General features: G+C 55.4%; 26 protein-coding genes and 1 tRNA gene. 12 read left to right on the top strand and 15 right to left on the bottom strand.

Annotation, left to right across the window (positions count from 1 at the left end):
* The first annotated feature begins 14 nt into the window (after window positions 1–14).
* Window positions 15–212 carry a helix-turn-helix transcriptional regulator gene (locus LVD14_RS09775; protein ID WP_237133900.1) on the top strand — a complete coding sequence of 66 codons (198 nt, stop codon included), beginning with the start codon at window positions 15–17 and terminating at the stop codon, window positions 210–212.
* Between the two features lie 13 nt (window positions 213–225).
* Here the strand turns inward: LVD14_RS09775 and LVD14_RS09770 are convergent, their stop codons facing one another.
* The 7 genes from LVD14_RS09770 to LVD14_RS09740 all read right to left on the bottom strand — a co-directional run bounded on the left by LVD14_RS09770 (window position 226) and on the right by LVD14_RS09740 (window position 6,641).
* Window positions 226–960: a hypothetical protein gene (locus LVD14_RS09770; RefSeq protein ID WP_237133899.1), complete on the bottom strand. Its 735-nt coding sequence runs from the start codon at window positions 958–960 to the stop codon at window positions 226–228.
* 88 nt (window positions 961–1,048) lie between these two features.
* Complete coding sequence (locus tag LVD14_RS09765) at window positions 1,049–2,209, bottom strand: fumarylacetoacetate hydrolase family protein (RefSeq protein WP_237133898.1); 1,161 nt, start codon at window positions 2,207–2,209, stop codon at window positions 1,049–1,051.
* A 97-nt stretch (window positions 2,210–2,306) separates the two neighbouring features.
* A complete protein-coding gene (locus tag LVD14_RS09760; protein WP_237133897.1) occupies window positions 2,307–4,130 on the bottom strand; it encodes a hypothetical protein in 1,824 nt (607 codons plus the stop codon).
* A gap of 139 nt (window positions 4,131–4,269) precedes the next feature.
* Window positions 4,270–4,743: a GNAT family N-acetyltransferase gene (locus LVD14_RS09755; protein ID WP_237133896.1), complete on the bottom strand. Its 474-nt coding sequence runs from the start codon at window positions 4,741–4,743 to the stop codon at window positions 4,270–4,272.
* A 13-nt stretch (window positions 4,744–4,756) separates the two neighbouring features.
* The gene (locus LVD14_RS09750; RefSeq protein ID WP_237133895.1) at window positions 4,757–5,074 is read right to left on the bottom strand and encodes an energy transducer TonB; all 318 of its coding nucleotides are present in this window, start codon (window positions 5,072–5,074) and stop codon (window positions 4,757–4,759) included.
* An 83-nt stretch (window positions 5,075–5,157) separates the two neighbouring features.
* Window positions 5,158–6,213 carry a S41 family peptidase gene (locus tag LVD14_RS09745; protein WP_237133894.1) on the bottom strand — a complete coding sequence of 352 codons (1,056 nt, stop codon included), beginning with the start codon at window positions 6,211–6,213 and terminating at the stop codon, window positions 5,158–5,160.
* A gap of 2 nt (window positions 6,214–6,215) precedes the next feature.
* On the bottom strand, window positions 6,216–6,641 hold the full coding sequence (locus LVD14_RS09740) for a hypothetical protein (protein ID WP_237133893.1): 426 nt from the start codon (window positions 6,639–6,641) through the stop codon (window positions 6,216–6,218).
* A gap of 256 nt (window positions 6,642–6,897) precedes the next feature.
* On the opposite strand from LVD14_RS09740, the gene LVD14_RS09735 reads away from it, so the two are divergent.
* Window positions 6,898–8,478, top strand: a complete 1,581-nt coding sequence (locus LVD14_RS09735; RefSeq protein ID WP_237133892.1) for an ATP-binding cassette domain-containing protein — start codon at window positions 6,898–6,900, stop codon at window positions 8,476–8,478.
* Window positions 8,479–8,558: 80 nt separating this feature from the next.
* Here LVD14_RS09735 and LVD14_RS09730 read toward each other — a convergent pair whose 3' ends face one another.
* From LVD14_RS09730 to LVD14_RS09715, 4 genes are all read right to left on the bottom strand, one after another.
* Window positions 8,559–10,169, bottom strand: a complete 1,611-nt coding sequence (locus LVD14_RS09730; RefSeq protein ID WP_237133891.1) for a response regulator — start codon at window positions 10,167–10,169, stop codon at window positions 8,559–8,561.
* On the bottom strand, window positions 10,166–10,699 hold the full coding sequence (locus tag LVD14_RS09725; protein ID WP_237133890.1) for a methanogen output domain 1-containing protein: 534 nt from the start codon (window positions 10,697–10,699) through the stop codon (window positions 10,166–10,168). The genes LVD14_RS09730 and LVD14_RS09725 overlap by 4 nt, the downstream gene beginning before the upstream one ends.
* 66 nt (window positions 10,700–10,765) lie before the next feature.
* The gene (locus LVD14_RS09720) at window positions 10,766–11,413 is read right to left on the bottom strand and encodes a DsbA family oxidoreductase (protein WP_237133889.1); all 648 of its coding nucleotides are present in this window, start codon (window positions 11,411–11,413) and stop codon (window positions 10,766–10,768) included.
* Window positions 11,414–11,498: 85 nt separating this feature from the next.
* Window positions 11,499–12,407, bottom strand: a complete 909-nt coding sequence (locus tag LVD14_RS09715; protein ID WP_237133888.1) for a helix-turn-helix domain-containing protein — start codon at window positions 12,405–12,407, stop codon at window positions 11,499–11,501.
* A 207-nt stretch (window positions 12,408–12,614) separates the two neighbouring features.
* Here LVD14_RS09715 and LVD14_RS09710 point away from each other — a divergent pair, with 207 nt between their 5' ends.
* Window positions 12,615–13,298 carry a DUF975 family protein gene (locus LVD14_RS09710; protein WP_237133887.1) on the top strand — a complete coding sequence of 228 codons (684 nt, stop codon included), beginning with the start codon at window positions 12,615–12,617 and terminating at the stop codon, window positions 13,296–13,298.
* Window positions 13,299–13,313: 15 nt separating this feature from the next.
* Here LVD14_RS09710 and LVD14_RS09705 read toward each other — a convergent pair whose 3' ends face one another.
* The gene (locus tag LVD14_RS09705) at window positions 13,314–13,730 is read right to left on the bottom strand and encodes a thiol-disulfide oxidoreductase DCC family protein (RefSeq protein WP_237133886.1); all 417 of its coding nucleotides are present in this window, start codon (window positions 13,728–13,730) and stop codon (window positions 13,314–13,316) included.
* A gap of 165 nt (window positions 13,731–13,895) precedes the next feature.
* On the opposite strand from LVD14_RS09705, the gene LVD14_RS09700 reads away from it, so the two are divergent.
* From LVD14_RS09700 to LVD14_RS09665, 7 genes are all read left to right on the top strand, one after another.
* The gene (locus LVD14_RS09700) at window positions 13,896–15,332 is read left to right on the top strand and encodes a thioredoxin family protein (RefSeq protein WP_237133885.1); all 1,437 of its coding nucleotides are present in this window, start codon (window positions 13,896–13,898) and stop codon (window positions 15,330–15,332) included.
* On the top strand, window positions 15,329–15,880 hold the full coding sequence (locus tag LVD14_RS15455; RefSeq protein WP_272907268.1) for a UGSC family (seleno)protein: 552 nt from the start codon (window positions 15,329–15,331) through the stop codon (window positions 15,878–15,880). The genes LVD14_RS09700 and LVD14_RS15455 overlap by 4 nt, the downstream gene beginning before the upstream one ends.
* Before the next feature lie 21 nt (window positions 15,881–15,901).
* Window positions 15,902–17,305, top strand: coding sequence for an L-seryl-tRNA(Sec) selenium transferase (gene selA / locus LVD14_RS09685; RefSeq protein WP_237133882.1), 1,404 nt, complete (start codon window positions 15,902–15,904; stop codon window positions 17,303–17,305).
* Window positions 17,302–19,197 carry a selenocysteine-specific translation elongation factor gene (selB, locus tag LVD14_RS09680; protein WP_237133881.1) on the top strand — a complete coding sequence of 632 codons (1,896 nt, stop codon included), beginning with the start codon at window positions 17,302–17,304 and terminating at the stop codon, window positions 19,195–19,197. Before selA ends, selB begins: the two co-directional genes overlap by 4 nt.
* Window positions 19,198–19,209: 12 nt before the next feature.
* Window positions 19,210–19,304: transfer RNA gene (locus LVD14_RS09675), tRNA-Sec, on the top strand.
* 165 nt (window positions 19,305–19,469) lie between these two features.
* On the top strand, window positions 19,470–19,931 hold the full coding sequence (locus LVD14_RS09670) for a MarR family winged helix-turn-helix transcriptional regulator (RefSeq protein ID WP_237133880.1): 462 nt from the start codon (window positions 19,470–19,472) through the stop codon (window positions 19,929–19,931).
* 28 nt (window positions 19,932–19,959) lie between these two features.
* Window positions 19,960–21,777, top strand: a complete 1,818-nt coding sequence (locus LVD14_RS09665) for an MDR family MFS transporter (protein ID WP_237133879.1) — start codon at window positions 19,960–19,962, stop codon at window positions 21,775–21,777.
* Here the strand turns inward: LVD14_RS09665 and LVD14_RS09660 are convergent.
* Both LVD14_RS09660 and LVD14_RS09655 read right to left on the bottom strand, forming a co-directional pair.
* Window positions 21,768–22,259, bottom strand: a complete 492-nt coding sequence (locus LVD14_RS09660) for an AAA family ATPase (protein WP_237133878.1) — start codon at window positions 22,257–22,259, stop codon at window positions 21,768–21,770. The two genes, LVD14_RS09665 and LVD14_RS09660, sit on opposite strands and share 10 nt — an antisense overlap.
* Before the next feature lie 41 nt (window positions 22,260–22,300).
* On the bottom strand, window positions 22,301–23,068 hold the full coding sequence (locus LVD14_RS09655; RefSeq protein WP_237133877.1) for a CPBP family intramembrane glutamic endopeptidase: 768 nt from the start codon (window positions 23,066–23,068) through the stop codon (window positions 22,301–22,303).
* Window positions 23,069–23,258: 190 nt separating this feature from the next.
* On the opposite strand from LVD14_RS09655, the gene LVD14_RS09650 reads away from it, so the two are divergent.
* Together LVD14_RS09650 and LVD14_RS09645 are read left to right on the top strand one after the other, a co-directional pair.
* Window positions 23,259–24,446, top strand: a complete 1,188-nt coding sequence (locus LVD14_RS09650) for a PQQ-dependent sugar dehydrogenase (protein WP_237133876.1) — start codon at window positions 23,259–23,261, stop codon at window positions 24,444–24,446.
* Between the two features lie 22 nt (window positions 24,447–24,468).
* Window positions 24,469–24,864 carry a DoxX family protein gene (locus LVD14_RS09645; protein WP_237133875.1) on the top strand — a complete coding sequence of 132 codons (396 nt, stop codon included), beginning with the start codon at window positions 24,469–24,471 and terminating at the stop codon, window positions 24,862–24,864.
* Here the strand turns inward: LVD14_RS09645 and LVD14_RS09640 are convergent.
* Window positions 24,843–25,295, bottom strand: a complete 453-nt coding sequence (locus tag LVD14_RS09640) for a hypothetical protein (protein WP_237133874.1) — start codon at window positions 25,293–25,295, stop codon at window positions 24,843–24,845. The genes LVD14_RS09645 and LVD14_RS09640 overlap by 22 nt on opposite strands.
* Window positions 25,296–25,309 lie beyond the last annotated feature (14 nt).

Genomic DNA, 25,309 nt, shown 5'->3' with positions numbered 1-25,309 from the left:
GGGCGAGTGCTGACATGAAGAACTTTATTCGCGTGCTACGCGCTGAAAAAGGCTGGAGCCAGGCCGAATTGGCTGAGCGTGTACAGGTTTCCCGTAATTCCATCAACGCCATTGAAAACGGGCGGTTTGACCCATCCTTGCCGCTGGCGTTCAAGATTGCAGATGCGTTCAAACTGTCTGTCGAAGAGGTGTTTGACAAAACGGATGTCTGATTGAGCTAATTAGCTACCGTAGCGCTTGCACCTGTTCATGCACGCGTGCTCTTTGCGCCTCCAGACCGGGTGTATTCTCGGTGAAATCAAGCCAGGCTTCGTAATAGGTAACTGCCGCAGGCGCCTCGTTAACTTGTTGATGTAATTGTCCCAACGCCAACAGAGCGCGCGCATTGATATCCGGACGCAGATCGCGCACCGTCAGCATTTTTGAAAATGCAGTGATCGACTCCTGCCACATCTCCAGCCTGATCAGAGTATTGGTGTAGAAATTCAGCAGCGTCATCTGCTCGAAAGGTGTCAGGTTTTCAAAGCTGGCGTAGAGTGCATTCAGTCCCATCAGCGCCGCTTCCCATTGATCAGCCTGCTGCATCCGCTGCGCTTCTTCAATTACATAATAAACGCGATCGCTCATGGCGGGCGCGTCCGCGTTGTCGCTGATTGTAGAGAGTGTGCGCGTAGATCGTTGCGGCTCGGCTGTACTATCGCCACTTCGATCGGAGGCTCCAGGTTCTGTTGCGTCTGTCGGCGAACTCTCATCTGATACAGACTGAGATTTGGCTGAATCGTTGACCGCCGCAGCCTGACCTGGGCTAGTCGTAAGGCCGTCATCGACCTGCTGCGCCTCCGCCACAGGATCAGCCATTGAATCAGCATTCTGTTCCCGCTGATTAGTCCTGCTGTTGATAAACAACCCCGCCACTACGACACCAATCACCGCAGGCAGTATCAGTTTGCGCATTGTCATGGCCGTTGTTCCTTATCTCACTCAGAATAAAGCCCCGGCACCACTACAGGTGCCAGGGCTCTTTATTCATTCATGCAATCGAAAAGTATTAGTAAGTGCTGGTCGGCGGCAACTGCGAACCTGACAGATCGTCGGGTACACTTTGTTCGCGAACCACACGGTGTGTCAGGGTACCGATACCTTCAATCGTTGCGCTGATGGTTTCACCATCGATCAGATAACCCGACCCTGTCGCACGTTCAACACGGCCGGCACCTGTGCCACCTGATGTACCACTTTGCAGCACATCACCCGGGAACAAGGTGATCAGCGATGAGGCGTATTCAATCAGCTCAGGGATGTTGTGGATCATGTCGCCTGCTTTGGCTTCCTGCACGGTAACACCATCAACAACCGTGATCTGGTGCAGGCGGTCCATAGGGTCACCATAAAACTCTTTGGGCACAATCCAGGGGCCGTGCGGTGCAAAGGTATCGTGACCTTTGCCCACAAACCAGTCCAGACCGGAGCTGAAGCCACCTGGTGGACGGCCACCACGGTCTGAAATATCCATTGCCACCATGTAACCAAAGACATGGTCGTAGGCACGCGAAGCAGAGATGTATTTGCCAGAACGACCAAACACGATGGCCATTTCGACTTCGTATTCGATCTCATCACGACCGTAGGGCATGATCACATTTTCACCGTCACCGATGATGGCACCACGCGTTGGCTTCAGGAACAGATAGGGCACGCCACGGTTTTCGCGACGCTGGCGGGTGCGCTCGGCCAGTTCCGCCTCGGTGCATCCTTCACAGGCATGAGTGTAGAAGTTGACCGCCGCGTTCATGATCTTGCTGGGATACTGGATTGGCGCACGGATATCCACGTCTTCAACAGCATGGATGTAATCAGGCATGTTGCTGCCATTCAGCATGCCGGACTCTACCAGCGCATTGACTATTTCATAGACCCGGAACTTCAGTCCGTATTCGTAGCCTTCAATCAGACCAAGAACATCATCAGGCATGTCAATCGAGGGGTACTCTGGCATCAATTCCAGAGCCTTGTTGGCTTCGACCAGATCCACGATCAGGCTGTCATCGCGCATGACCAGACCGGAGAACTGCTCATTGCCTACCGCGAAGGTGCCGACCTTGAAGGGTTCTGCGGGCTGGATATTGGGTTGGGCCAGCACGCTGGCAGGCATGGCAAGCAGCGACACGAGGGCCGCAACTGCCAGGGTATAGAGCGATCTTTTTCTCATTGTTCGACTCCCGGGACTTGCATTATTGTTGTAATTACAGTGAGACACGTTAACGCCAAATGCGGATTCTGTCCAACATCCTGACTAGCGATGCGCCTTATTCGTCTACCGGTTCAGCACTGATCACGCGGAATCGCATCGGATTACTGTCAGGAACCAGAACCAAGGCCACATCGAAGAAAACCGTATCAGTCGGGAACACAAAGTACGCCAAGCGTGGGATCTGCAGGATCAGGTTTTGCACATCGTAGACAGCAGCCGGCTCGCGGCTGTACTCATCCATGATCGAGACCAGTTCCAGAATCAGCTCGTCCTTGTCAATTACCCGGAAATTGACCTGATAGGTCTGGCCGTCTACATCAACCGAAGCGATGAACAACTGTCCGTAGCGGAAGTCGACCTCGTCTTTGCGGCTCAGGGCCTGGGTGTTTCCAGGTCGCAGCGAACTCCTGACCAGCCAGGTACCCATACCGGCGTACTGGGTCGCATAGAATGAATTGACAGAGAACATGCCAGTCACTCCGAACGGGCTGCCGCTGGTGTTTTGCTGCCAGATGCCGACACTGACGGTCTGGCGTCCAGGCTCTGGGAGCTCAGATACCATACCTCGCGCGTAGCGAGTCGTTCCACCGACATGGATAGCGTCCAATGTCTCGCCCACCAGGTCCAGCAGACTGCCCGTAACGCCATGCAGCGCCTGATTACCTGCAAACAAGGCATAGCGAGGATAATTCAGCTGCGAAGCATGAACATGGTTCATAAACAGTGTTCTGACTTCCTCCAGGCTGGCGACAGAGTAACCTTCAAAGCGCCCGCCCACGCGCGTCTCGGCCACCACCCTGGACAAAGACATGCCCTGACTTTCTGACAAAGGGAGCCAGTATTTGTGAGTGTTCGGGTCCTTGATGACGGTTCTCGGTGTCGGATCGTCAGACATCATACGCACCAGCGGCTCTCTTGACGGGATCGGCGGATAGTCGGCAGGTGTGTTCTCAATGCCCGCGTGCGTGACTGCGACGTGTATGTCGTCGGCATATACGTATGCCCGGCGGCCCAGACTGTCACTGACAATTGCGTGCGGATTCAGTATCTGCAAAGCGCCGGAGAAAAGCGTATCTGCCTCGTAGTACATTTGACGAAACAGCACGTCAACGCTTTCGCCCGCAGACAGTGGGAAAGCCCCGTTATATGAGCACTTGAATTGACAGAAGATCTGATTATAGGAAGTGACATGATTGCCGAGGTGACGACTGGAGCCCAGAGTAAAAATAGAACTGATCTCCGAGCTGTCATGATTGCTCAGCGTACCTGTCACTTCTATGTGGCTGCCAGCGCTAACGGTTGGCGGGTAAGCCAGATTGAGCGAGGCGTTGATATTGGCGGAGCCCGCCTTTGCATTTTGCGTGCTCTGTGCATTGAGTTGCGATATCGAGCCCTGCCCTTCTCTGACCACGATGGCAACAAAGTCACGCTGCAGGTGAACATCATTCAAACGTCGATCGTTTGCGTCGGTCAATCCCAGATTTATATTTGAAGCGCGAATAAGGAGGTTCTCAGGCGCACTGGGACTGACTTTGAGCGTTTGCCAGTAGAATTGTGCCGAGCTCCCGGGGGGAAGTGGAAAGCTCCGCGTCGGGTCAACCGGACAGAATATCTGTTGACATGAAGAAACGTCGGTGAATTCGTAATTGGACTCAGCCAGCGGGGTAGCGCTGTAACCGACACCACTGAATCTTTCGATAGTTCTACCCGAATCGGCAGGATTGGTTATTTCCACCACCAGGGTAATCTGGCCGCCAGGTGCAATAAAACTTCTGTCGGTAAGCAGATCAGCGGTGACAGTGCCCTGAGCATGTGAAAATACTGGCAAGAACACAAGTGCAAAGAAAACACTAAAGCAGTTCCATCTAACAATCGACATAGGACTCCCTCCCTGACACCGTTGCTTTTTGGGGACACTATCATGCAAATACTGGCCGGGAAAGCATTACTCATTCCGACCAACCTTGGACTGGAGCGGCCTGACGCATGCTCTGCTCGCGCGGTTCTGTTCAGCCTCCTCAGACTGAAGAGCAGATATCGCGCTCCATCACCAGCACCTGAATGCCCTTGTTATTGACCTGTTCAACTGGCCGCCAACCCAGACGCCTGTACAGACCGCCATCTAGTTGTTCGGTTTGCAGGTGCAATGTTGGTACTACCAGACGGGCAGCCACCTCTAATGCGTGTTCAATCAATTTTCTGCCGACGCCCCTGCCACGATAATCCGGCCTGATATACATGCCGCCCAGCCAGTGCTCCTTTTCTGGATACATCGCCATTTCGCGGTATTTCAACTCGACCACACCAAGCAGGTTGCCCTGATCCATGGCCAACAGTACCAATGGCAGTTTGTCGGTATTCAGACTTTTCTCCAGATTGGCCGCGATGATGGCAGGACTCAGGTCCGGGTTGGACGCGCCCCACTCCTGGTAATACCAGTCGGCGACAGTGGGGACGGCCTGGGGGAGGTTGGCAAGAAATATGAACTGCATAAACCGGCGCAGCTCACAATTCAAAACGAAAAACGTGCTGGTAATTCGGCATTTCTACGGCGACACCATCAACCACTCTTGGTTCGTATCTAAACTGTTCGATCGCTCTAATGGCGGTCGAATTGAACATGCCCCAGGGGTCAGCGTCAGCGATTTCAATAGAGAGTGGATCAACAGTTCCATCAGCCATGATTGTGAACTTTACCTGAACCCATCCCTCTATACCTCGTGCTACCGCCCGTGCGGGGTACCGCGGCTCAACTTCATGTATCAGCCTGGGCATTCCTTCCAGGTCCAGTTCCAGCGATAGCAGATCAGACTGTGCGAACACATGTGGCACCAAACTAAGAACTAAAATGACAGACAAACTCAGTTTTAATACCTGCATTTTCTGAAAGCGAAATGAAATCACCATTATTCGGTCTCCAGTCTTCGCAATTGCATCTCCCTATCCTGTCGAGCCATGGGTGACTCAGTCTGATCAATGACATCTCTTAGAATTAGCTTGTGCGCGCTATTCAGCGCAGCATCAGCGCTTTCGGCATGATCGGGGATAACACCGGTACCTTCCCAGTTTTCACCCGTGACTGCACTGAACGCACGACCATTCGAAATAAACATATGATAATGATCACCGATCCGAGCGATGGCGCCAGGATGTGCACCGCCACGCGTCGTTTCACCAACAATTGTCGCGCGATTGTTTACCTGCATGGCATAGCTGAAAGCCTCCGCAGCCGAAAAGGTTGCTTCGCTTGTCAGGATGTATACAGGACGCGTCGTGCCATACCAGGCACCTTCAAGATCAGTGCTGGTCCAGAACTCTTCCGTTGTGTCGGTTTTGCGCCAATAAATTGAATCCACGTGGACAGATTCCGGGCCTAGAAAATAGCTCGCCAACAAAGCAACCGTTTCAGGCATGCCGCCGCCGTTCTGTCGCAGATCAATAATCAATCCGCCTGTATGCTGAAACAGATCCATGGCATTGCCGATCGCACGTTTAGCGGGCTCAGCATCTACGAATGCAGCCAACTCAAGATAACCTATATTGCCGTCCAGCCAGCTCACTTCGCGGATGGCATAATTGTCATACTGGAGAAATCGGAGATTCTGCTCCTGCATTTCTTGCGTCGGATTCATCATCTCTTCTTCAGTAGGCAGATCTCCTTCCATGTAAAAGATAAACAGGTGCTGATCATTACTGACCTCCACCATATCTTCGGTCAACTGCTCAGTGAACTGCTCAGAATTCGTCACATCATCGTAGTGCCCGCTTTCCAGCCTGATCATTAGGGCCTGGGCCATGGCCTGTCCGACGTCGGGCAGGACATACTCTTGGGCCAGCCTTTCACTTACCTCAGTAACGACCTGCCGTTTGGATTCAGGCGTCAAATACTCTGCAGAGAAAACCTGAGATGAAAAGGCAAGTACCAGCAAGAACGTAAAAATGGCTTTTGAAAACGTAGTCATGACTACTGCTCCACCGACTCTGAACCTGTTGTCCCATGCGTCCTCCCTCGCCGCAACTCAAACCCACGTACAATCACATAGGCAATCAGCGCAACCACAAATACCACCAGATACATCCAGGCGATGCCCTGCAGACAGGCGATCAGCGTGCGATAGATCTCCAGCACCCAGCGCTCCAATGTCAGTTGCAGGATACCCATGTCGCTGATCTGCGGACTGATATACCGCTCCAGTTCATAGATACGAACGCCAGAGGAGATGCCCACTACGTAGGTGGCAAACATCACGTAGCGCTGCCATGCGGTGCTGATTTCGTCCTGAATGATGCGCGTGAAGATGGCGCCGATGGGCTTGCGAAATACGCGGGCAGCCGTGTAGGAAACGGCCAGGGACAGGCTTAGTGTAAGGGCCAATAGTGTGAAAAACATATTCGCTCCGTGAATCTGTGTTTTGAGGCAACCATACTACGATTACTCGGGACTGGGTAGCCTATTAAATATGCTGTTATCAATATGACCTTTTGCTCTGAGCAATTGAGTTTTTGATCAATAGTCAGCATTGCTGTTAAACTAATCGCATTGGGTGATACCTATCCGCGTTTCTTTCCAACAGTAAGCAGGAGCCAGGCCAATGAAGCAAGCACTCTAAACCCCCATTTTTTCTGGTGTGTTAGAGGAGCTGTTTATGGCCAAGGCCTGTATTTCCGCAACGGGGCTTTCCGTTGCATTCGAACCCAATCCCCCGGTTTTTCACTCTCTTGATCTGCATCTGCCTGACGAGACTGTTGCATTGATCGGCCCCAACGGCGCCGGCAAAACGCTGCTGGGCGAATGCCTGGCAGGGGTTCGCCATCCGCACGCTGGACAGGTACAACACCATGTGCCGGTCGCCTATCTCTCGCAGCACGCCGCAGAGCATCTCACGCGGGACACTGTGGCTGCCTTTCTGGGTGTTGAAGCGGCGCTTGCAGCACTTCAGCGTCTGCTCTGCGGCACCGGCCGGGTCGATGACCTGTCTTTGCTCGATGAACGCTGGACCCTGAAAGAGGATCTGATCGGCGAGCTCGTCCGCTTCGAACTGCCCGCCAACTGCCTAATGGTCCCGATAAGCTCGCTCAGCGGCGGACAGCGTACGCGTTTACATTTGTTGAGACTGTCACGTATCCGTGACGCATTCCTGATCCTGGACGAGCCGAGCAATCATCTGGATCAGGCCGGTCGACGCTGGCTGAGTGAGTGGCTCAGCACGCGGCCCGGTGGTGCATTGGTGATCACGCATGATCAAACGCTTTTGCAATCGTTCGGACGACTGCTTGAACTGCGCAATGGCGCCATTCAGTGGCACGGCCTTGGATTCGCGGCTTATCTGCAAACCCGGGAGCAATTGCTGGAAAAGGCCCGGCATGACCAGCAGCATGCACGTCAGACGATAAAAAATGAGCTTCAACAACAGCAGACAGAAAAAGAGCGTCACGAACAGCGCGTCAAAAAAGGCCGAGCCAAAGCCAGCAAAAAGGACATGCCCAAGATCCTGCTGGACGCTCGCAAACAACGCAGCGAAGCCACCGGTGGGCGAATCGCTCAAAAGCACCAGTCCGTGCTGCAGGAGGAACAGCTGCGCAAAGCCGGCGCCGAATCAGTACTGGGCAGAGAAACTGTTTTGGGTTTCCCGCTTACCGAGCCGACACCCATTTCCGGCCACCTGCTGCACCTGGATAAAGTCATTCTGCCCTGGTTGAGCAGCCCTCTTTCGCTTGATGTTCAAATAAGGAGCGGTGAGCGCTGGTGGCTGCGCGGCAATAATGGCAGCGGAAAATCAACACTGTTGCGAGCGATCAACGGTGACCTTGCACCACACTCGGGACAGATTCATCGCCGTGGCTCGGCGCTCAAACTGGACCAGCACCTGAGCCTGTTGGACGACACGGAAAACGCGCTGGAAAATTTCCGCCGACTTAATCCCGGCTGGACTGAAGGGCAATATCGCGACAGGCTGGCTCTGGTGCGTTTGCCGGGCAATCAGGCTCTGCACCCGGTCGCTCAGCTAAGCGGCGGCGAGCGCCTGAAAGTGGCGCTGGCCTGTACATTGATGGGGCCGAAAGCCGCCCAGCTCATACTGTTGGATGAACCCGACAACCATCTGGACCTGGAGAGCCAGACCCTGCTCGCTCAGGTGCTGAGATGCTATCAAGGCACTCTTCTCGTCGTGACCCACAGTGAGGTTTTTGCCGAACAGCTCGGTCTGGACAAAATCCTTAATCTGTAATCAGTGCCAGTTCTAATACAATACCCGAAATGCCATATCACCTGAGCATCTGCTGTCTTGATCTACAACTTAACCGTCGACTAAGGCTCTACTGCAGCTTTGACCACGTCACGCAGCTCAGCCAGGCGGAATGGCTTTTGCAGGAAGCCGGCCAGCCCCTTGCCGGCAAACTGTGTATCTATAGTCTGTTCGCCGTAGCCACTCATCACAATAACCCGGACTTTCGGATTGATACGACGCAGCTGGGCAAATGCAGCCGCCCCGTCCAGGTGTGGCATGGTGAGGTCGAGCAAAACCAGCGGATTACTGGCGGCCATTTCCCGGTACACCTCGACCCCTTCGCGGCCATCAGATGCTGTGGCGACATCAAAACCCATACGCATTAACATGTGGCGCGCCAGCGCACGAATACTCTCTTCATCGTCGATAACCAGCGCAGTGCCAAACCCCTGCCATTGTTCAGTCTCACTGTCTGACTTGGCTGACTTTGGCTCCACGCCCGGCGCCGCCGGCAACAACACCTTGAACGTAGTACCTCGCCCTGGTTCGCTGTAGACTCTGATCGCTCCCTTATGCCCACGGATTACACCCAGCACTGCCGCCAGTCCGAGGCCGCGCCCGGTAAACTTGGTGGTGAAGAATGGATCGAATATGCGTGTGCGAACATCAGCAGTCATACCTTTACCGGTGTCCGCCACCTCCAGATGCACGTAGAGACCTTCTTCCAGGGTGTCATTAATAAAGTTTTCCGCCAGATAGTCCTGATCGCACCAGGCGGTGCCGGTCGTTATTGAGATGACGCCGCTTCTGTCTCCGATTGCATCAGACGCATTGATGATCAGGTTCATGATCACCTGCCTGAGCTGCGTAGCGTCGGCCATGCACGCCGGCAAATCCTCTGGTAGCTCAAAGCGCATGACACACTTCTTGGAGATCGAAACCTCCAGCAAACGGGTGATATCCTTGACCAGCCGGGACAGCTGCACCGGCTCCACTATACGCGAACCTTTACCCGAGTAAGCCAGCATCTGCTGGGTAAGCTCTGCTGCGCGGCGAGCACCAGTCACAGCCGCGTCAACAAATTCTCCGGCAGCCGAATGCGGTGGCAACTGAGCGCGGGCCAGTTCTGAATAGCCGATGATGCTGGTCAGCAAATTATTAAAGTCATGCGCAATGCCGCCGGCCATGACACCCAGACTTTCCAGTTTCTGGGATTGCAGCATCTGCGCTTCAAGCTCACGGCGTTCTGCCTCTGCACGTTGCTGCCGATGCAGGGCCGCAGTAACTTTTGCTACGCGATCGGAAAGTTCCTTGAATTTTGTTGGTGCGCTGTCTGCGTCACGCAATTGAAGTACCAGCTGCGCGGGTTTTTCTTCAGTGGCGGGCGTCAGCAGGTGCATCGCGCTGCGAACCCGACGCGGCTGACCATTCTCACTTTTTAAAACCAACACGCCCGGCAGACGTTCTCGCGTGCGTGATCCGTCCCGGAGGAGCTTGAGTACGTCCGCCTCAGCACCGTGCGAGAATGTCAACAATGACTGACCATCGATTGATTGACCAGAATTAGTCAACAAGCGTCTTGCAGCACGATTCGCGCCCAGAATCAGGCCATCGCTGGCAACCACCAGCAAGGCATCCTCCAACAGCTCAGCGGCTTGCAGGAAGGATATGTCAGAACTTTTGCTGCTCACCCGCGAAAATACTCTCGGCCAGTAACCTGCTCATCCGCAGGCAGGATGAGGTGGATGACAACTCTGCAGCCCGGGGCGCCATCGGCAATGGTTTCTTCAAGATCGACCCGCGCATAGCCAAGGTTTTCAGCAGTAATATTTCCGAACACATTGGATGTCATCATGCACAGTGCGGGACGACCCTCTACCTTCTCAGCAAAAGGACAGCGGGTATTGCTCAAAACGATGCGTTCGTCGTTCTGCTCGACAATTGAAAAACCGCCATTGATGCGTCGTTTCAGATCGACGAGAACATCCGCGACCTGCTCTCGACTCAAGCGCCGCTGCGAAAGTGCCTCGCGATAGCTATTATTGAGTTGATCACCGATGCGCTGTCCGACCAGGCTGACGAAGCCTGCCGCCTCCTCCATGCCAACAACATCCTGCAGCGCGCCTGCCAGTTCACGCAACATTGAGCGCATAAATACGTCTCGCTCCAGCGGTATCTCAAGCTCTTTCACCGGAATCTTTGACTGATCAGACTGAGTCATAGCTGGCATCCTGCTTGTTTTTGTCAGATAACAATACCACAACTTCGGCCTGTCGGGTGGCCTTCGTCAGGCCACTTCCGCGCTGATATCTTTAAAGGCTTTCACCAATACTTCAGGATCCTGCGCACCGGAAATCAGGTATTTCTGATTGATGATAAAGGCCGGTACTGAGTTCACGCCTGCGCGCTGGTAGGTAGCCTCGTCTTCGCGGACTTCGTCAGCAAATTGCGCCGACGCGAGTACCTTGCTGGCCGCTGTCACGTCCAGGCCGACAGATTTAACGCAATCCAGCAGCACATCATGGTCGGACACATCCAAGGCGCGCCCAAAGTAGGCCTCGAACAGAATCTGTTTCATCGCGGTCTGCTGCCCCTGCTCTGCCGCCCATTTAACAAGACGATGGGCATCGAAGGTATTGGCCGTCCTGCGCTCCTGTAACTTTTCAAAGTTGATTCCCAGCTCTTTGGCAATGCTCATCATATTGCCCTGAGCTTCACGCATTTCGTCCTCACTGCGCCCGTATTTGCGGGCCAGCGCCGGCAGGATGGGTTCGCCCTGCCCGCTCTGCGTGGGGTTCAGTTCAAAGGCATGCCAGTTGACCGTAAACTTGTGCTCGGTTTCCAGCTGGGCCATGGCGCGCTCCAGACGTGCATAACCAATGGCACACCAGGGACAGGCAATGTCGGAAACTATGTCGATCTGGATGTTTGTCATGTCAATATCCTCGCAATTCAGACAATGGCCGTATGCTAACACGGCAACTGGCTTGTCAGAGGATGATGAAAGAGCGGCGGCTGCTTCAGGCTTCCTGACTTTCACGCACCAGCGCCATCAGCTGCGCGCGATTTTTTACGTAAGTCTTCTGATAGATGCGTGAAGAGTGATCCTTCACCGTCTGCAGCGAGATAAACAGCTCGTCGGCGATCTCCCTGTTGGTCTTGCCAGCGTAGATGCCCCTGAGTATGTCAGCTTCGCGCTTGCTGATACCGTGTTTGACCAGAAAATCATCCAGCGACAGCTGAGGCCGCATCAATCCCTCGGTGGCCTGGTAGGTGTAAACCACAACCAGCGCGGTATTCAGCAGATAGAAATACAGCACGAATACCGTGTCGAAGTGCTGGTAGTCAGTCAGCGAACTGAATACGGTCAGATGCATAAAGCCAGCTGCAGCAGCGAGCGCTATCAACAGCCGACGCCCCTTGTCGGTGACTATTGCCTGCTTGCCAGTCGCAAGAGTTGCCGCTACCACCAGCAGACTGACCATTGCCAGCGAGGAGCAAAATACCCGGATTCCGTCCATCAGAGGTCCCGCCCACAGGTACTGCCCAGCAAAAACGGCAGCTCCTCCGGTAATGCTGATGCCCAGCAAAAGCGGCCAGGACCGCTCCTGCACGCGCGCTACCCATAACAGAACCATGATCAGGCTGATCAAAAGAAAAGGGGCACCCATCTGCGCCACCAGGGTGGCCACACTCTCCACGTTGTCCATTTGCAAAAACCCGGACAGCAGAATATCACTCCACAGGCTGTAATAGCCGTACACATACAACAGAATGAGGAAGTACTGCAGATAGTGAAAGCTATTACTGTTGCGGATCTGGCGAAATCGAAAAAGCACCAGCAAACCACCCGCTGTGATGGACAGGCACAGCATAAAGCTGATCCACAGAGGCAGGCTGTTGATGTTGAAGTTATTAAAAAGACTCATTAGCGCTCAAGGAATCTGGCCCGGGCAACTTGTGGTCTGGAATATAGCACCAGGCCATATTTCTGACCCCCTACCAAAGTAGTAAATGGCAAAAAAACACAAATCACTACTTTGGTAGGTTTGCAGTATTGCGCATCAGACCTAGTGTTGGCATCACGAGAGCCCTTTCACTCTCCCTGCAAGACTCAACCAAAGGTGGAGATCGCCATGAACGATGAATTACACGACAACGTGAGCAAAGAGGACTTCGAACTGGGCGTGGGTAATGCACTTGGGCGCGGCTGGTCCGAGATGCGGGAGAACTTCCTGGTATTCCTGCTGGCCGTTCTGGTCCTCACCGTTTTTATGATGCCGGTCAACATTGATGGTGACGACCATGGCGACGTCTCAGCCCTGATAGGTATCCTGGAGACGGCATACCTGGTTTTGCTGTACCCCATCATCAACTACGGCGCTGACATGATTTTCCTGCGAGGAGTGCGCGGAGATCGGGTAGAAGTGAAAAGCATCTTTGATGGCTTCGAGAATTACGTAAATGTCATTCTCGCATCATTGCTGACGGCTGGTCTGATTGGCATTGGTCTGGTGGTTTTTATCATACCTGGCATTTATGTCGCCTGCCGCCTGGCGTTTGTCTCCTACCTTGTGATGGATGAAGACCTGGATCCGATCGCTGCTGTGGAAGCCAGCTGGCGTCTGACCCGAGGACACACCTGGCGGATTTTCCTGCTGGCCATTGTGTCGATTTTTGTATTCGTTCTGGGCCTGGTGTTGCTGATAGTGGGTGTTTTCCCGGCGCTGATCTGGATCAAGGCCTCTTTCGCGGCACTATATCTGGCAATCACCGGCGAAGAGGAATTGCTTGAAACTGTCAGCGAAGACCAGCCTTGACGGCGTTAGCCCCGCCTAGCGCCGCGACGACTGTTGTCTGGACTCGGCGGGGCTGCAGGTGCCAGCCTCGCAATGTTCCCGCCCGGTGAGCAGGCTTGAGATACGGTGCCGGTGTCGGGCGAAAAACAGATACACTCGATCAGCCACGGGACGAACCAACGGCCAGCGCAACCAGTTTACCCGCCAGCCTTTACCCGCCAGGTGCCAGGCTCGCGCAGTCACATCAAGGCCGTACAGCAGGGTCCCATCATCCGTTTCGCCATGCAGAATACGATCGGCCGCCACCGGATCGATATGCGGAAAACGCTCACTGAAGTCCGGCCGGGTAATATCCTGGAGCTCCACCTGGCCGTGGCGATCCGCCGCAGCCAGCTGCTTCATTTCGGCTGCACAAAGCGGGCAACTGCCGTCGTAGAACACACGCAATTTCATGCAAATCTCCGCATTCAGGTCTGTTATGTCATTGTACGTCAGGAACCACGATCCCGATCAGGACGCCAGCCAGCCTGTTGCGGCTGGACAATTCCCCGCGCCGGCGCTACCTTTCTGGGTTATTGAACCCGTAAAAACTATAATTTTTCTTGATAAGGCAGCTCCATGACTTCACTACCAGCCGATGGCCTCGTTGTTGTTGCCAAGGCAGACTGTCCTACCTGCCGACTGATCGAACCACTGCTGACTGATCTCGCCGCCGCTGGCCCGCTTCAGGTGCTCGTCCAGGATGACCCTGCATTTGCCGCCAGCCTGCCGGGCACTCACTTCGACCAGAGCCTGGAACACTCGTGGCGTCTGACCACCGAGTTTGTCCCAACCCTGATTCGTTTTGAAAATGGGCGGGAAACAGCGCGCACTTACGGCTGGGACAAGGCGGAATGGCGGGCGATCAGCGGGCTCACTGACCTTGGTGAAGAGCTGCCAGTCATGCGCCCCGGTTGCGGCTCTAAAACGCTGGAACCTGGCATCGCGGAGAAGCTCGAACTGGCGTTTGGCGATGTAAAGCTGCAATCGCGCGAGATTGATGTCAGCGCCGAAGATGATGCCATAGAAGCCTGTTATGCTCGCGGCTGGAGTGATGGTCTGCCAGTGGTGCCGCCAACAGCGGTGCGCGTCCTGCGCATGTTAAAAGGCACTCAGCGTGACCCACAGGAAGTCATTGGCATCATGCCGCCAGACCTGGTCCCGTGCACCGTTGAAAAAGTCGCCATCAACGCCGTCATGGCAGGCTGCAAACCCGAATACATGCCGGTGCTGCTGGCAGCGCTGGAGGCGGCGCTGGATGATGACTTTGGCCTGCATGGCCTGATCTGCACCACCATGTTCGGCAGTCCCATGATCATGGTCAATGGCCCGATCGCCAAAGCCATCGGCATGAATTCCGGCAATAATGCCCTGGGACAGGGTAATCGCGCCAACGCAACGATTGGCCGGGCGCTACAACTGATCATACGTAATGTCGGCGGCGGCCGACCCGGGGAAATTGACCGGGCCACACTCGGCAATCCCGGCAAATACACCTTCTGCTTTGCGGAGGCCGAAGACAGCGACTGGCTGCCACTGGCGCAGGAACGCGGTATTCCAGCCGGCCGTTCGGCTGTCACCATCTTCCCCGGCGAGGGTGTGCAGGGCATCATTGATCAGAAATCCCGCGACCCCGAGTCGCTGGCCCGGTCTATCGCCGAATCATTGCGGGCGGTGGATAATGTCAAACTGGCCATGGCGGGCGATGCCGTGCTGGTGGTGGCACCCGATCATGCCCGTATTTTTATTGAAGCTGGCTGGTCCAAACAGCGCCTGCGAGAGCGGCTGGAAGAACTGCTGCTGGCACCCGGTGAGAGACTGGTCATTGGTGCCGGTGGCATTGCCGAGGGAATTCCGGAAAAATTCAAAGATAAACAGGTCCCCAAGTTTCGACCGGGTGGCCTTTTGATTGTCCGCGCCGGTGGCACAGCCGGCCTGTTTTCTGCGATCATCGCTGGCTGGGCCGCCTCTGGCCCGGTAGGCTCTTCACCTGTCACACGAGAGGTCACATTATGAACGATACCATCCTGCTGGATCCGACGGCCGAGAACGCCCCGGCCGAGCGGGCGAGACTGCCAAGACCTGATAATCTGGAAGGCAAAGTCGTTGGTCTGCTGGATATTTCCAAGCCGCGCGGCAATGTCTTTCTTGATCGTATCGAGGAACAGCTGGCGGCAATCGGCGTTTCGGTAAAACGCTACAGTAAACCCACGTTCACCCGCCCCGCCCCGACTGAGCTCAAGCAGCAGATAGCGGGCGAAGTGGATGTACTGGTAGAAGGTCTGGCTGACTGAGGATCGTGTACGTCGTGCTGTATGCATGACATAGCCGATCTGGAGTCACGACAGATTCCGGGAGTTGGAGTTGCCTCCACTGAGTTTATTGATGCGGCAGCTGCACAATGCAAAACGCTGGGTTTCGATCCTGCCATGGTATTTGTGCCGCACCCGATACAGAACCGCACCGATGCGGAAATGCGCACCCTGGCCGACGAGGCTTTGGGTGAAATTCTGCGCCTGCTGTGTGCAGATCAAAACCTCGACGGGACAACCGGGCTCAGCTGATCCAGAAACGGGGGCGTGGATGTGAGTAGCGCCCCCAGTTCACGCCCACCTTCGGTGGACAAAACGCTGGCCTGGCCAGGTGTTAAAGATTTGATCGCCTGCCATGGCCGCACGCTGGTTCTGGGTGCACTGCGCTCAGGATTGCAGCGATGGCGCGACGGCCTGATTCATGATGAACAATCCCTGCTCTCTGATGTTCGCGCCCGCCTCGAAGGCTGGCTGACGCCCTCCTTCAAGCCGGTTTTCAATCTCACTGGCACTGTCATTCACACCAATCTGGGACGCGCGCCCCTGCCGCCAGAAGCCATCGAGGCAATGACAGCTGTCGCCATCGGTGCGAGCAACCTGGAGTATGAGCTGGACAGCGGCCAGCGCGGCGACCGCGACGCTCATGTCGAAGACTGGATCTGCCGTCTGACCGGCGCCGAAGCTGCTACCGTCGTAAACAACAACGCTGCGGCAGTGCTGTTGGTACTGAACGCCCTGGCATTGCGGAAGGAAGTCATTGTCTCGCGCGGGGAACTGATCGAAATCGGTGGTTCATTCCGCCTGCCGGACATCATGGGGCGCGCTGGCTGCAAACTTCGCGAAGTCGGCACCACCAATCGCACACATAAACATGACTTCGCCGATGCCATTGGCAAATCGACCGCACTGCTGCTTAAAGCACATACCAGCAATTACGCTGTGCAAGGCTTCACCAGCAGCCTGAGCGAATCGGAGCTCGCTGCGATAGCCCACGATCATGGCATCCCCCTGGTGGTGGATCTGGGCAGTGGCTCTTTGATCGACATGCAGGAGCTGGGACTGCCGGCCGAACCAGTGGTTCGCGATGTACTGGCCCAGGGTGTCGATGTGGTCACCTTCAGCGGTGACAAACTGCTCGGCGGACCACAAGCCGGCATCATAGCCGGGCGCGCAGACCTGATTGCCCGTATTCGAAAAAGTCCGCTAAAACGCGCACTACGCTGCGACAAACTCACGCTGGCCGCCCTGTCCGCCGTGCTCAGACTTTACGCCAACCCGGAGACACTCGTCCAGCGAATCCCGGTACTGCGACTGCTGTCCCGGGAACAAACTGCCATCCGGGCGACAGTTGAAGCTCTTCTGCCTGCGCTAAGGTCCTGGACCGGCAACAGCATCGACGTTGATCGAACTGATACGCTCAGCCAGATTGGTTCCGGTTCCCAGCCCCTGGACCGACTGCCCAGTGCTTCACTGCGCCTGCGCAGTCAACAGGGCAACAAACGCGCCCGCAGTCGGGAGCTGCGCGAACTCGCCAGCCAGTTGAGAAAGCTGCCTGTGCCAGTCATAGGTCGCATAGCCGATGACAGTGTGCTGCTCGATTGTCGTTGCGTTGAGGAACCAGATACCCTTGCCAGCCAGTGGCGGTCACATCGTTATGTCCCGGAGACAGCGGCGTGATTATCGCTACCGCAGGTCATGTCGACCATGGCAAGACTACTCTCATCAAAGCTCTGACAGGCAAAGACACCGACCAGCTGGCTGAAGAAAAACGCCGTGGTCTGACCATCGATCTGGGCTTTGCCTGGCTTCACGACAAGCAGGCAGGCGCGCTGTGCTTTGTTGACGTGCCAGGTCACTTGCAATTTATCCGCACCATGCTGGCTGGTCTGGCCGGTGCGCATGCCGCCCTGCTGGTGGTCGCCGCCGACGAAGGTCCGATGCCACAAACACATGAACATATGGCGCTGCTGGATCTGCTTGGTATTGATCGCGGCATCATCGTCATAAGCGTTGCAGATCGCGCCAGCCCGCAACAATTAGATGATTGCCTGTACGCTGTCCGTTCGCTTATTAAGGGTAGCAGTCTGGCAGGCTCGCCTGTTGTTGTAACGGATGCCGTCAGCGGCTATGGGATGGGCGAACTGCTGACATGCGTCAGGGAGTTGGCCCAGACAAACCCGGCGCGCGCCACAGAGGGTTCACCCCGTTTCCTGATTGACCGGCGGTTCACCGTTCCAGGGGCAGGTTGTGTGGTAACGGGCACGCTGATCAATGGAAGGCTGAACTCAAAAGAACCAATCGCACTGCGGCTGGCCGCCACTGAAGGTGAGCTACGCCTGCGAAGCATCCAGATCGACGGAGAACCTGCAACTGAAATCGTCAGCGGGCAACGCGGTGCCTTAAACCTGACGGGCGACATCAGTGAGGCGCACCCACAGCGCGGTGACTGGCTGCTGGCGACCGACATGGTGCAGAGCAGTCAGCGACTGGATGTGCAGCTACGCGTGCTCTCGAATCAAAATGTGCACCGTGGCACACTGCAGATTCTCAGCGGCGCCACAGCCGTCAGTGGTCGACTGGTCTGGCTGGAAGAATCTTCCGGGCTGGCACAACTGTTGCTCGACAAACCGGTGCACAGCATTGTCGGTGACACAGTGATCGTGCGTGAGCCTGCAGCCAATATTACACTGGCTGGCGGCCGGGTACTGGATCCGCAGGGGCGTCAGCGCGGACGCAGCAAGCCCGGGTCTATTGCGCGGCTGCGGGAATTGGCTGGTATCAGTGCTGCTTCTGATGCCTTATCGATCGAGCTTCAACACCAGGCTGAGATTGAGATATCAAAATTCGCGCAACGCTGGAACTTGAGCGAATCGCAGAGTAACAAGCTATTGGCAGGGTCCGATGTCGTAAAACTGGGTGATATGGCTCTCAGCAAAAACCGATGGCAAAAATCACAATTGCTGCTGCTGGAGTTCCTGAGAAAGGCACACCTGCTACAAGCTGAACAGCTAGGCTCACACCAGCAGTCTGTACTAAGAGCTGCGATACCTGAGCTGTCGCCAGCGACCGGCCTGGCCCTCATCAAACAATTGGTGAGCGACGGGCAGCTCCGGCGGCACGGCAGCATCCTGGCACTGCCTGATCATCAGCCGCAACTGCCAGTCGAGGATCAAAAGTATTGGCCTCAGATTCGTGACATCATCAGTAATGCGGGATTACGTCCGCCGATTGTCGGAGAGCTCGGCGATCAGTTGGGATTGCCGCGAGACGAGATGCTCGCGATCATGCAGCGCCTGCAGACATGGGGGTACGTGCTGCCAGTGGCTCCCAATCGCTTCTATCTGCCCGAGCAACTGGATGAACTTACTGCGGTGGCACAACAGCTTTGCCAAAATAGCAGTGACGGCAGTTTTTTAGCTGCCGAGTATCGTGACCTCTCGGGTATAGGCCGCAACCTGACCATCAAAGTGCTTGAATATCTGGATCGCGCAGCTGTGACATACTACCGCGATGAACGAAGATACATGCGGGCAGCCTGGCGTGAGGAGGCCGCTCCAGGCAAGTGTTAAGTTGCCATACATGGAAGGACATCGTCCCCGGTGGGGCGCCCGGACTTCAAATCCGGTGAGATGCGCAGCGCGCGTCTGGTGGGTTCGACTCCCATGTCCTTCCGCCATTAATTTTGTTATCCCTCTTTCTGATTGCGCATCTTCTGTACCTCGGTGACACCCAATGAGTCTCTCTGGTGATAAGGATCTTGACTATTACATGGATATAGGTAAGCTACTTATCTATTAAGTTACTTACCTATATTCCAGCTATCCACCCACGCCAGAACACCATGCCCAACCGTAAACAGACCATCTCCAGAATTCTTGGCAGCTTCCAGATCATCCGGCGCGCCATGCTGCAACAGGTAGCTGCTCACCAGTCGTGCCATGACAACGAAGACAATGTCAGCCTGGCGCAGCAGATGACACTGCTGACCATCGCCGCACGGGGTGCGATGAGCGTCAAGGAGATTGCCGCAGCGCGCATGATCAGCAGCAGCGCCGCGACACAGGTCGTTAATTCTCTCGTCGACAAAGGCTTGCTGATTCGCAGTCAGGACTCGCGCGATCGCCGTGCCTCCGTTGTGACTCTGGGCCCCAAATATGAACAGCTGGTGGCAGCCCGAACAGAGAATGCGGCCTCTTACCTGGCGCCAATTTTTGATGCGCTGAGTGCCGACGAATTACAGGAATACGAACGCCTGAACAAAAAACTGGTCGATGCCCTGCGCAAGACCAGCTCCCCCGAATAGAAAAGACACCATTCAGGACACAACCACCATGAGTGACACCCAAACCGCGATTACGGATCAGCAACGCCGTATATCACTGATCGCCATCCTTGTTGTATTCATGCTCGGCGCGCTGGACATGACCATCCTGTCCACCGCCACGCCCACTATTGTGGCAGATCTAAATGGCCTGGAACTGTATGCCTGGGTAACCACGGCGTACATGCTGTCATCGACTGTCCTGGTACCAATTTTTGGCAAGCTGGGTGATATGTATGGTCGCAAGCGCATCCTGGTATGGGGCATCTCTATCTTTTTAGCCGGCTCAGTGCTCTGTGGCATGAGTGGTGAGTTCGGTGACCTGCCCTTACTCGGTGACGGCATGATGCAGCTCATTATCTTTCGCGCAGTCAAAGGGGTTGGCGGCGCCGCACTGTTCACCAGTGCCATCGGTATTGTCGCTGATCTTTACCCGCCCCTGAAACGCGCCAAGTTCATGGGGCTGTTCGGCGCAATATTTGCGCTTGCGAGTCTCATCGGACCGACGATTGGGGGGCTGCTCACCGATCACGCCAGCGGTGTGTGGTTTGGTCATCCTGTAGCCGGCTGGCGCTGGGTTTTCTACGCCAATCTGCCGCTGGGACTCGTGGCACTTTACATGGTGGCGAAAAAAATGCCCACGCTGAACAACCACCAGGGTGGCAAAATCGACTACCTGGGCGCATCGCTGCTGTTGCTGGTATTTATCCCCTTCCTGCTGGCCTTGACCTGGGGTGGCAACCGTTACGCCTGGGACTCTGCCCAGTTGCTTGGCATGTTTGCACTCAGCGCAGTCTCGCTCGTCGCCTTTATTGCTGTGGAGTCACGCACGCCTGATGCGGTCATGCCGCTCGATCTGTTTAAAAGCCGGGTGTTTGTGTTCGCCAATCTGTCCTCTTTCATTCTCGGCATGGCTTTCATGGGCGCGGTGATGTTCATGCCCCTGTATATGCAGGTGGTCCTCGGCGTTGACGCCACAGGCAGTGGTTTTGCCATGCTGCCGCTGATGGGCGGACTGATGTTCACCAGCATTCTCAGCGGTCGCCTGGTTTCAAAATCGGGCAAGTACAAGGCCTACATGGTCGGTGGTGTGATCATTCTGGTGGCCGGTGTTTATCTGCTGACACGACTTGATGCCAGTTCCACGCTCACGCAATTGAATATTGCCATGGTTGTGGTTGGACTGGGTCTGGGGCCGTCGCAAAGCCTGATCAATCTGATCGTACAAAGTGCATTTCCGATTGCAAAAATTGGTGTCGCAACCAGCTCAACGCAATTCTTCCGGCAAGTGGGCAATACCGTTGGTGTCGCCATCTTCGGTGCAGTCATGGTCAGCAGTCTGGCAACTGAACTTCCCAGACAGTTGCCACAAATGGCAGGCAGCGGCGCGACAATGAACATGAGTCAGGCGCAGTCCAGTGCCATGAATCCGCAGGCAGTGCAGGACATGGTGCGTGCCCGGTTTGACGCATATACCCCGACGGTGGAGCAGGCTTTTGCCGGTGACCGCAGCGCCGCTTCGGAGGTGGTCGGTAACCCCCTGCTGCCCGATGAGTTCAAGGCGCCACTGGTGGAATATCTGGGCAGCAAAACTGACAGTGCAATTCCCAATGCGCAGCGCTATCTTGCCGCCTACCATGCCAGTGTCGACGCTCAGGTTGAGGCTGCCGTGACCACCATTCAGCAAGGCACCCGAACGGCGTTTTCGAACGCAATCACATCAATGTTCAGCGCCAGTCTCTGGATTTGCCTGATCGGGCTGTTGATCACAGCGTTTATCCCGGTGATTTCGCTCGGAGCGCATGGAGAGCGTGAAGCTCAGGCCTGATTGTTGGTGACGAGATTGAACCCCTCATCCGCGGTGGGCGCTACAAAATGTTTGCTGACGCTCGCAAACATTTCCTCGGTGTCTGTTGCTGCTCTTTCCGGATGTGACTCGCGCCGTCTGGCGATCTGTTCCAGACACACCGCATCAGACTGGTTGATAAAGATCAGCTGATGCGGCGCATTGATCTCTGAATAAATATCTCTGAACCATTGCCGCTGCTGCACGGTATTGGCCGGAAAATCCATCACAACATCGGTTCCGGCAAGCAGAATATCCTGCACCAGTTTTTTGATTGGCGGTTTAAGGCGACGCGAATATTCAATGTAGTCCTGCAGCATCTGAATGCGGCCCGGATACAGTGACGCCAGCCACTCATCTTCTGACAGCAGCACTGCCCCACTCTGCCTGGCAATTTCCACCGATTTTGTGGATTTGCCTGCGCCCATTTTTCCGCAGAAGAAAGTCAATTGACCTGTTTGCATTGTCTGTCTTACCTGTTCGGTGTTGAACCATTCCGCTGGATTTACATAACAAGGGTCATCATCACAAAACTGACAATGTGTGACGCGCCATGGGCAATAATCGCAGCCTCAAGCCCGTATCGCCAGAACAGATAGCCGAACAACACACCAAATACACTGTTTGCACCCACGATGAACAGAACAACTTCGCTCGTCAACTCACCAAGCATGGCTGCCACAGCAGGCAGATGACCGATACCGAATATCACTGCACTTAACAGTATCGCAAACCATACGTAAGCCTGGCGAGGTTCGCCGGTTTTGCCTTGCAGTAATCGCCATGGCAGCCAGACCAGCAGGCTCATCAGCCCCCAACGCAATAACAGTTCCTCAGTCACGCCGCCGTAAAGCACGCGGGCGACCAGCGGCAAGGAAAACGCCTGCCCGCCTTCCGACAACACGACGGGTGTAAACATTGCAAACAGAAACAGGCCGACGCCACCCGCCAGGCCGCCCAGCAACCCCACTCGCCACTGTGGTCTCAGGGCATCAACCACCGAAGCGCCGGTCGCCGCCGCCAGAAACGCATCCGCTCTCAGGCCGAGCTTTGGCGCCAGTCGCAATCCCAACCAGACAGCCACTGCCAGCAATAGTCCGCTTTGCAGGATACTCACCAGGGTCACCAGCCATAAGGGCACGGGTAACACGGCGTTAGCGGTTTGCTGCGGTATGACCATGATCGTAAGTGTTACAACACCGAGCATCCCGGCAAGCCACAGGTAGAGCCCAAAGTGCAAACGAGACGGTTTGATAGCGGATTCAGCAGGCATTGTTCCCTCTACAACTACGACATTAATTCGGTCGCTTCATCATACACCGCGAACAGCTCACTTATTCGAGGCCGCCAAGAGCTTCAGCGAACAAAACTGATACAGCGCTTTCCGACGTTGCCCTATTGCCGTATGCTCCACTCTCTCCAACTGAATCCATTCACAAATACCACTACCAGAGTTTGACGCTATGCACCTACGTTTTACATTGGCCCTCGCCATTATCACGCTTCAGGCGATCCTGGCCGCGCCTGTCCAGGCCCAGGGCCGCCCGACACCTTATCCGTTACCAGATTCGCCAACTGTCCTGCAAACTGTTAACGCCGACGTTCGCGTATCGGTCATCGCGCAGGGCATACCGCGCCCGTTTGCCTTCGCAGTCCTGCCTACTGGCGATATCCTGATCACGGATCGTTACACGCCGGCCCTGCGTGTCATCCGTGACGACACGCTTGATCCCCGGCCGCTGCAGGGTCTCCCGGAGATCCGCACGGGCTTTCATTCCGGGCTGTTGGATGTTGAGGCGCACCCGGACTTTGCGGAAAACCAGCTCATTTATCTGAGCTACCACACCGCCCTGGAAACCGAGGGTGAATATGCCATCACGGTCGGTCGTGCCCGCTACGACGGCAGTAATCAGCTCAAAGACTTTGAGCAGCTATTTATCGGCACACCGATGACGATCTCCGGCGGCTCGCGGATGGTATTTGCGCCGGATGGCAAACTTTTCGTCACCGTGGGTGGCGCCATGGACCGCCGTCCGCTGGCACAGGATCTGATGCGCCTGGAAGGCAAGGTGTTGCGTCTGAACGCAGACGGCAGCATTCCTGTAGACAACCCCTTTGTGGGCCGCGCTGATGTGCGACCGGAAATCTATTCCTATGGTCATCGAGACCAGTATGCTGTCACCATCCACCCGACGACCGGCGAGCTGTTCCACGCCGAACTTGGTCCACTGGGCGGCGACAAACTGAACATTATCAAGGCCGGGGGCAACTATGGCTGGCCGCTGTACGGCTATGGCAGCTATAACGATGGCGAGCCCATGGCCAAATTACCCCAGGAAGGTTTTGAATCAGCCTTGCTGATCTGGCAGCCGGGCATTGTCCCGTCCGGCCTGATCTTTTACACCGGCGATGCCTTCCCGCAATGGCAGGGCAATCTGTTTGCCGGCAGCATCCAGCGCGGCCGCCTGCCGGGCACCGGTGGTCTTGAGCGGGTTGTGTTCAATGACAACATGTGGGAGCTGCAGCGCGAAACGCTGGTCACGGAACTCCATCAACGCGTGCGAGATGTGGCTCAGGGTCCCGACGGTTTTATCTATCTGCTGACCGAGGAAGAAAACGGCGCGGTACTGCGACTGGAACCCGCTCAATAAAATCCACAGAGGGACTCGACTAATGCAAGACAGTCATAAGACACGCCGGATCGTTGCGTGGGTGCTGGTCGTGCCAGCCACGATGTTCCTGCTGCTGGCAGGCTCTACCAAAATGCTCGGTGCGAACCCGCTGGCGAGCATCGAAGCCATGGCACCCTGGGTGTTCTGGATCGGGCTGGGCGAGGTCACGGCAGCACTGCTTTACGCGCTTCCCAGAACTTCAATCATCGGCGCCCTGTTCCTGAGTGCGCACCTGGGTGGCGCCATCCTGTTTCACATCATCCGCGGCGAAAACTTTTTCGGACCAGTGCTGACCAGTTTCTGGTTTCAGTCACTGATGCTGGCCAGTGTGTGGTTAGTGGTTGTGCTGCGCTATCCGGCGATTGTTAACAACTTTCAATCTGACTCGATGAGCTGATAGCTGTCGCGTTCAAAGCGAATCAGTAATTGCTTATAACCGGTTAGCACCGATGCGTGCTGACCGGCTGGAGACAGGTAATTGGCAAACAGCAAGACTGTCTCAGCACTTCGGTGCCAAGAAGGTCTCTCAACTTCAGTTACCACGTATGCGGGTACGATCTGGAGACTGACGACAGACAGTCTGTCTGCATGAGCAGCCAACAGTTCGGCTCTTCGCTCAAACCAGTCGGGCCCGGACAGTGACTTCAACTCTGACGTCAAGACTGGATCATTTACAGCGACAAGATCAACAGCGATTGCCGAACTCTGATTGCTGTCCGCCATTGACTCTATACGGATTGCGTGCGGCTCGGCAACCGAGCACCCCACGACCAGCAACATGATCAAATGCAAATTTCTCAATCGCCACAAACGGGGATCAAATCTCAATCCGACCTCCTGAT

This window comes from Pseudohongiella sp. O18 (assembly GCF_021729085.1).
GTDB lineage: Bacteria > Pseudomonadota > Gammaproteobacteria > Pseudomonadales > Pseudohongiellaceae > Pseudohongiella.
Note: the sequence above shows the minus strand (reverse complement) of the source record. Positions and strands in the feature narration are given on the sequence as shown.